Here is a 6579-nt window from a genome sequence, read left to right on the forward strand (position 1 = left end):
CGTCCCGGCGCGAAGCGCCCGTGAGCCTCAAGCTGCCGGGGCTTCCGCGGGTCGGCATTCGCGCGCTGCTGATCATCCTGTTGCTGCCGGGCGTGGTGGTGCTGCTGGTCGTGGACAGCCTGAACGACTACCGCACGCTGTCGGAGATCACCAACGAAGCCTACGACAGCGCGCTCGTCGAGCCTGCCCGCGTCCTGGAAAGCAGCCTGGAGTTCACGCCCGAGGGCAACCTGCAGGTCGCCACGCCGCTCTACGCGCAGGTGATGCTCGAATCCCGGGCGGGCCTGCGTAAGTACTTCCGCATCGAAGAAATCGATCCGCCCCTGCCAGACGGCTCGCCCGTGCCCAAAGGCCAGGGCAAGACCTTGCTGGGCATGCCGGAAATGCCCCGCCCGCCCAATTGGCCGCGTTCCAATGGCCAGCCCGTTTTCTACGACAGCGTCTACCGCAACGATCCCGTGCGGGTCGTCTCGGTGGTGCGCGACCTGTACTACCAGGGGCAGCATCGCCAGGTGCTGGTTGTCGTGGCCGAAAGCACCGGCAAGCGTATCGAGGCCGAGAACCGCGCCCGGCGCCAGGAAATCCTGCGCGATACCCGCATGCTGGCGCTGGTGGTGCTGCTGGTTTGGTGGGGCGTGTCCTGGGCGCTGAAGCCGTTGCGGCGGCTGCGCAACGACATCCGCGGCCGCCGCCCTGACGACCTGACCCCGCTGGACGCATCGCGCGTGCCCAGCGAAGTGGCGCCGCTCGTCGACGCCGTCAACCACCATATCGCGCGCTACCGCCGGGTGCTGGATGAACAGTCGCATTTCCTGGCAGACGCGTCCCACCAATTGCGCACGCCGCTGGCCATCATGCTGACGCAGGCGCAGTATGCGCTGCGTGAGCGCGATCCGGCGCGGGCGCAGGAAGGCTTGCGCGCCATCGTCGATCAACTGGGCCGCACGCGCCGCCTTACCGAACAGCTGCTGTCGCTGGCGCACGCCAACCAGGCCGACCAACTGCCGAGGCAGCTGCTCGACATGAACGCCGTGTCGCGCGAAGTGGTGCTGCAGTACCTGCCGCTGGCGCACGAAAAGCAGCAGGACCTCGGTTGGGTGCAGGCCGGTTCCGAAGCGGGGCTGGAAACACCCGTGCCGGTCTCGGGCAACGAGGCCGAGCTGCACGAGGCGCTGTCGAACCTGGTGCACAACGCTATCCACTACGCACCCGCGGGCGCGCGTATCACCGTGTCGGTCTGCCGCGTGGAGAGTCGCGCGGAGGTCGCCGTGTCCGACAACGGACCCGGGCTGGAGCCGGTGCTGCGCATGCGCGCCTTCTCGCGTTTCGAGCGGGTCGGCACCGACAAGCCGGTGACCTCCTCGGGGTCGGGCCTGGGGCTGGCGATCGCGCGCGCCTACGCGCGCCGCAACGACGGCGATATCGAACTGCGCGACGGCGAGCGCAATGCGCAGGGCGGCGTCGGCCTGGCTTCCGTGCTGTGGCTGCCCGTCGCCTCGACGGTCTCGCAGTATCCGCGCCCGCTCGACGTCGAGCTCAAGGGCGACCAATAGCGCCTCCGCAAGCCGCTTTCACCGCTACTTACACATGCGCTTCGCCTTCCAGTCAGGGATTACCCCTGGATTCAGGAAGGCGACAGCGCGCAGAAAGCGAATTCGCAGCTTCCTTCCGTAATCTGCGCTCCGGCCTGTCGTCAGGGGCCGGGTGGCGTCCGTCCGGGGCGGCACATCGAGGGCCGGCATGTGCCCTGCACCAGGAAGGAGGATGACGTGCAAAAAACAATCAATAGGAAGGACTACTACGGCGGAGCGCTGATGGTCCTCATCGGGCTGGGGGCGATCTACGGCGGCACCGACTATCACATCGGTACGCTCAGCCACATGGGCCCAGGCTTCTTCCCGGCGGCGCTGGGCGGCTTGCTGGCGTTGACCGGCGTGTTGATCGCGATATCGGCGCGGTCGGGCGAAGCCACCCCGCCGGCGCCCGGCGACGGCCACGCCCACGGGCTGCCCGACTTGCGCGGCGGGGCCTGCATTCTGCTGGGCATCCTGGCCTTCCTGCTGCTGGGTCACTACGGCGGCTTGCTGCCGGCCACGTTCGCCATCGTATTCATCTCGGCGCTGGGCGACCGCAAGAACACGATCAAGCAGGCGTTCCTGCTGTCGATCTCCATGGTCGCTATCGCGGTCGTCGTTTTCTGGTGGGCGCTGCAACTGCAGCTGCCGCTGTTTCGCTGGGGTTGAAGCGCCATGATCTCCCAATCTTTGATGGACCTCTGGTACGGTTTCGGCGTTGCCTTCCAGTGGCATAACCTGATGTGGTCGTTCTTCGGCGTGCTGGTGGGCAACCTCATCGGCGTGCTGCCCGGCATGGGCGCGCTGTCGGCCATTTCGATCCTGTTGCCGCTGACCTACGTCATGCATCCGGTGCCCGCCATCCTGATGCTCGCCGGCATCTTCTACGGTTCGCAGTACGGCGGCGCCATCGGCGCGATCCTGCTCAACCTGCCTTCGCATCCGCCCCATGCGGTCACGTGCCTGGACGGCTATCCGTTGACCAAGCAGGGCAAGGGGGGGACGGCGCTGGGCATTACGATGATCTGCTCGTTCTTCGCCGCCTCGGTGGGGATCATCGTCATGATCTTCGCCTCGCCGCTGCTGGTCGAGATTGCGTTCAAGTTCGGCCCGACGGAGATCTTCTCGATCATGCTGCTGGGGCTGCTGGCGGGCGCGACGATGTCCCGCGGCTCGCCGCTCAAGGGCGTGGCCATGACCCTGTTCGGCCTGATGTGCGGCGTGGTGGGCACGGACGTGAACACGGGCACCATCCGCTTCTCCTTCGGCCTGCTGGACCTGTCCGACGGCCTGGAGCTGGTGGCGATTTCCATGGGCCTGTTCGGCGTGGCCGACTTCCTGATGAGCGTCAACCGCATGAGCATCATCGGCAGCGGCGCCAAGCTGCGCCTGAAAGACATGCGGCCCAGCCGGCAGGAGCTCAAGACGGCATTCTGGCCGATGGTCCGCGGCACGACCGTGGGCACGCTGTTCGGCGCTATGCCCGGCACCGGCCCCACGATCACGACCTTCGTGGCCTATGCGCTGGAGCGCAAGATCTCCAAGACGCCGGAGAAGTTCGGCACCGGCATGATCGCTGGCGTGGCCTCGCCTGAAGCGTCGTCGCACTCCAAGACGCAGGTGGACTTTATCCCGACGATGAGCCTGGGCATTCCGGGGGACGCCGTGATGGCGCTGATCCTGGGCGCACTGCTGATCCAGGGCATCCAGCCCGGCCCGCAGCTGATCACCGAGCATCCGGACATCTTCTGGGGGCTGATCGCCAGCTTTTGGGTGGGCAACGTGCTGCTCATGGTGCTGAACGTGCCGCTGATCGGCGTGTGGGTGAAACTGCTGCAGGTGCCTTACCGCTACCTGTTCCCGTCCGCGCTGTTCTTCATTGCTGTGGGCGTGTTCAGCACGCAGAACAGCCTCTTCCAGATCTGGGAAGTGCTGGCGTTCGGCGTGATCGGCGCCATCCTGATGACCCTGGAGTTCTCCGTGGCCCCCATCCTGCTCGGCTTCGTGCTGGGGCCGATGGTAGAAGAGAACTTCCGCCGCGCGCTGCTATTGTCGCGCGGCGACCTGGCGGTGTTCATCGAGCGGCCGATCAGCGCCTGGTTCATCGCGGCGAGCGCCTTGCTGATCCTGTTGCAGGTCTGGGCGTTCCTGCGCCGCGGCCGGAACAAGGGCGGAAACAAGCCCGAAGTGCCGCAAGCGGCCTGAACGGGCCCCCCCTCCGGCTCGAGAACGGCCCGGCGAAAGCCGGGCCGTTTGATTTGTGAGGCGGCATCCCTCATGCTTGGGGTTCCCTGAGTTCCGCACACGAATGCCACCATGCACATACTCTTTGCCTGTCCCCACCACGATCCCGACGCCTGGGTTCCACGGCTGGAAGCCGCCATGCCCGGCTGCCGCATTTCGGTATGGGATCCCGAGGGTCCGCCGTCGGGGGCGGACGTCGCCCTGGTCTGGCGTCCGCCGGCCGAACTCTTCAAGCACGAGACCGGCCTGACGACGCTGTTCAACCTGGGCGCGGGCGTCGATGCCCTGCTGAAAATGCCCGAGATCCCGCCGCACGTGCGCATCGTGCGCCTGGAAGACGCGGGCATGGCGGTGCAGATGGCCGAATACGCGCTCTATGCGTTGCTGCGCGTTTCGCGCGATTTCCAAGCCTTCGACGACGCCCAGTCGCGCCAGCATTGGGATACCCGCGAAGGCACCCGGCCGGCTGACTGGCCGGTGGGCGTGCTGGGGCTGGGGCAGGTGGGCCTGCGCGTGGCGCAGACCCTGGCCGATTTCGGCTATCCCGTGGCGGGCTGGTCGCGCTCGCCGCGTGATATCCCCGGGGTCGAATCTTTCGCGGGCGAAGCCGCGCTGCCGGCTTTCCTGGCCCGCACGCGGTTCCTGGTGAATGTCCTGCCGCTGACGCCGGACACCATCGGCGTCCTCAATCGGGAGACGCTGTCGCGGCTCCTGCCCGGTGCCCATCTGGTCAACGTCGGCCGTGGCGAACACCTGGTCGAGGACGACCTGGTCCAGATGCTCGAAGAGGGCGAGATCGCCGGCGCCACGCTGGACGTCTTCCACACCGAGCCCTTGCCGCGCGATCACCCGTTCTGGCACGATGCGCGCGTGCACGTGACTCCCCATATCGCGGCGCGCACGCTGCGCGATGAAAGCATTGCGCAGATCGCGGGCAAGGTCGCCCAGCTGCTGCGCGGGGAAGAGATAAGCGGCGTGGTGGAGCGTTCGCGCGGCTACTGAACCGCCGGGGCCGGCGCCTTTTCCAGGCGCTGGTACATCGAAGGCAAACGCTCCGACAGGAAGTCGAGCAGGGCGCGCACGGCGGGCATCATGCCCCGCCGCGACGGATAAATGCAGTGCACGATGCCTTCGGGTGACTGCCACTGGGGCAGCACCGGCACCAGCTGGCCGCGCCGCAGCTCTTCGTGCGTTGCGATAGAGGGCAGCAGCGCAATGCCGCGTCCGCGCACCGCTGCCTCGGTCAGCACGATGAAGTCGTTGCAGGAGAGCTGGGGCTTCAGCTCGACGTGAACTTCTTCGCCCTTGTCGTTGCGCAGCGGCCAGCGCACTTCGTGTTGCGGGTCGCTGAAACTCAGCGTGGTGTGCGTGGCCAGATCCTGGGGGGTGTCAGGCACCCCGTGGCGCTGCAGATAGCCGGGGCTGGCGACCAGCGTGCCGCGCGCCGTGCCGAAGTGGCGCACCACCAGTTCGGCGTCCGTATCCAGCTTGGTGCGCACCCGCAGCGCCAGGTCCACGCCCTCGCGTATCAGGTCCACGCGGCGGTTGGTGACCAGCAACTGCACGGATATCGCCGGCCACGCGTCCAGGAATTCGGGCAGCAGCGGCGCCAGCACGTCCTGCGCAATGGACACCGGGCAGCTCACGATCACGGGGCCGCTGGGCTCCGACTGCAGCTGCCGCATGGCTTCGTCGGCCGCGCGGGCGGATGCCGCCATTTCGCGGCAGTAATGCAGGTAGCGTTCGCCCGCGGACGTCAGGCGCAGCCGCCGGGTCGTGCGTTGCAACAGGCGCACGCCCAGGCTTTCCTCCAGGTGCGAAATCCGGCGCGAGAGCCGGGATTTCGGGATGTCCAACGCCCGCGCCGCGGCGCTGAAACCGCCCTGTTCGACGACTTGGGAAAAATAATAGAGGTCATTGAGATCTTGCATGATTGTTCTGCACCTGGAACGAACAGTTCATCATAACCCTATTTATGTGATCAATTAACCCGTCTACAGTGGCTGCATGCATTCGGCATCTGCCAACTGGAGAAATTTGCAATGAAGACCCTCGTTATCCTTTCCTCGATTCTCGGCGACCGTTCCAACAGCAAGCAATTGGCTGACCACCTGATTGCGCGCGTCAAGGCCGCCAATCCCGCCGCCGCCGTCAAGGTGCGCGACATCGGCGCGCAGCCCATCCCGTATTTCGACGGCAACACCGCCGGCGCGCTGTTCACTTCGGCCGACGCCCGCACCGTCGAACAGCACTGCATCGTCGAAATGAGCGACGCGCTCGTCGCCGAACTGATGGAAGCCGATCGCATCGTCTTCGCGGTGCCCATCTACAACTTCAACCTGCCGGCGCAATTCAAGAGCTATCTCGATCACGTCGCCCGGGCAGGCGTCACGTTCCGTTATACGTCCGAGGGCGTGCCCGAGGGGCTCGTCAAGGGTAAGCAGGTGTTCGTGTTGACCGCCCGCGGCGGCAAGGCCGAAGGCACGCCGGCCGACACGCTGACGCCCTACCTGCGCCAGATGCTGAGCTTCCTGGGCATGGACGACGCGACGTTCATCGCCGCCGAAGGCATGGCCATGGGCGAAGTCGCGGCGCTGGAAGGCATCGCGCAGGCCAAGCAGCGTATCGACGCGTTGGTGTCCGACGCCGCGCCGGCCAGCCTGGCGGCGTAATTCCTGGCGCAATGACCCGTCCTGCCCTGGGTTGACACCTACGGGCCGGTATCCGTAGCGATTACGGACTGAGCACCCGATGAACTTCA

General features: G+C 66.4%; 6 protein-coding genes. 5 read left to right on the plus strand and 1 reads right to left on the minus strand.

Annotated elements, in window-relative coordinates:
* Window positions 1–20 precede the first annotated feature (20 nt).
* The 4 genes from AGI3411_RS24330 to AGI3411_RS24345 all read left to right on the plus strand — a co-directional run bounded on the left by AGI3411_RS24330 (window position 21) and on the right by AGI3411_RS24345 (window position 4820).
* Window positions 21–1553 (plus strand): sensor histidine kinase, encoded by a 1533-nt coding sequence (locus AGI3411_RS24330; protein ID WP_165359260.1) that lies wholly within the window; start codon window positions 21–23, stop codon window positions 1551–1553.
* Window positions 1554–1814: 261 nt separating this feature from the next.
* Window positions 1815–2243, plus strand: a complete 429-nt coding sequence (locus AGI3411_RS24335) for a tripartite tricarboxylate transporter TctB family protein (RefSeq protein ID WP_129529903.1) — start codon at window positions 1815–1817, stop codon at window positions 2241–2243.
* A gap of 6 nt (window positions 2244–2249) precedes the next feature.
* Complete coding sequence (locus AGI3411_RS24340; RefSeq protein WP_129529891.1) at window positions 2250–3779, plus strand: tripartite tricarboxylate transporter permease; 1530 nt, start codon at window positions 2250–2252, stop codon at window positions 3777–3779.
* A 111-nt stretch (window positions 3780–3890) separates the two neighbouring features.
* On the plus strand, window positions 3891–4820 hold the full coding sequence (locus AGI3411_RS24345) for a 2-hydroxyacid dehydrogenase (RefSeq protein ID WP_129529892.1): 930 nt from the start codon (window positions 3891–3893) through the stop codon (window positions 4818–4820).
* Here the strand turns inward: AGI3411_RS24345 and AGI3411_RS24350 are convergent.
* Entirely contained in the window at window positions 4814–5749 is a 936-nt protein-coding gene (locus AGI3411_RS24350) for a LysR family transcriptional regulator (protein WP_129529893.1), read from the minus strand. The two genes, AGI3411_RS24345 and AGI3411_RS24350, sit on opposite strands and share 7 nt — an antisense overlap.
* Window positions 5750–5860: 111 nt before the next feature.
* Between AGI3411_RS24350 and AGI3411_RS24355 the strand changes: the two genes are divergently transcribed.
* Window positions 5861–6490, plus strand: a complete 630-nt coding sequence (locus AGI3411_RS24355; protein ID WP_129529894.1) for an FMN-dependent NADH-azoreductase — start codon at window positions 5861–5863, stop codon at window positions 6488–6490.
* Window positions 6491–6579: the final 89 nt, after the last annotated feature.

This window comes from Achromobacter agilis, from assembly GCF_900496965.1.
Classification (GTDB): Bacteria; Pseudomonadota; Gammaproteobacteria; order Burkholderiales; family Burkholderiaceae_B; genus Achromobacter; species Achromobacter agilis.

What these genes read in the sequence shown, in the direction of transcription:
- AGI3411_RS24335 (WP_129529903.1), top strand. Translation starts at nt 1,815, where the DNA reads ATGGTCCTCATCGGGCTGGGGGCGATCTACGGCGGCACCGACTATCAC.
- AGI3411_RS24340 (WP_129529891.1), top strand. Translation starts at nt 2,250, where the DNA reads ATGATCTCCCAATCTTTGATGGACCTCTGGTACGGTTTCGGCGTTGCC.
- AGI3411_RS24345 (WP_129529892.1), top strand. Translation starts at nt 3,891, where the DNA reads ATGCACATACTCTTTGCCTGTCCCCACCACGATCCCGACGCCTGGGTT.
- AGI3411_RS24350 (WP_129529893.1), bottom strand. Translation starts at nt 5,749, where the DNA reads ATGCAAGATCTCAATGACCTCTATTATTTTTCCCAAGTCGTCGAACAG.
- AGI3411_RS24355 (WP_129529894.1), top strand. Translation starts at nt 5,861, where the DNA reads ATGAAGACCCTCGTTATCCTTTCCTCGATTCTCGGCGACCGTTCCAAC.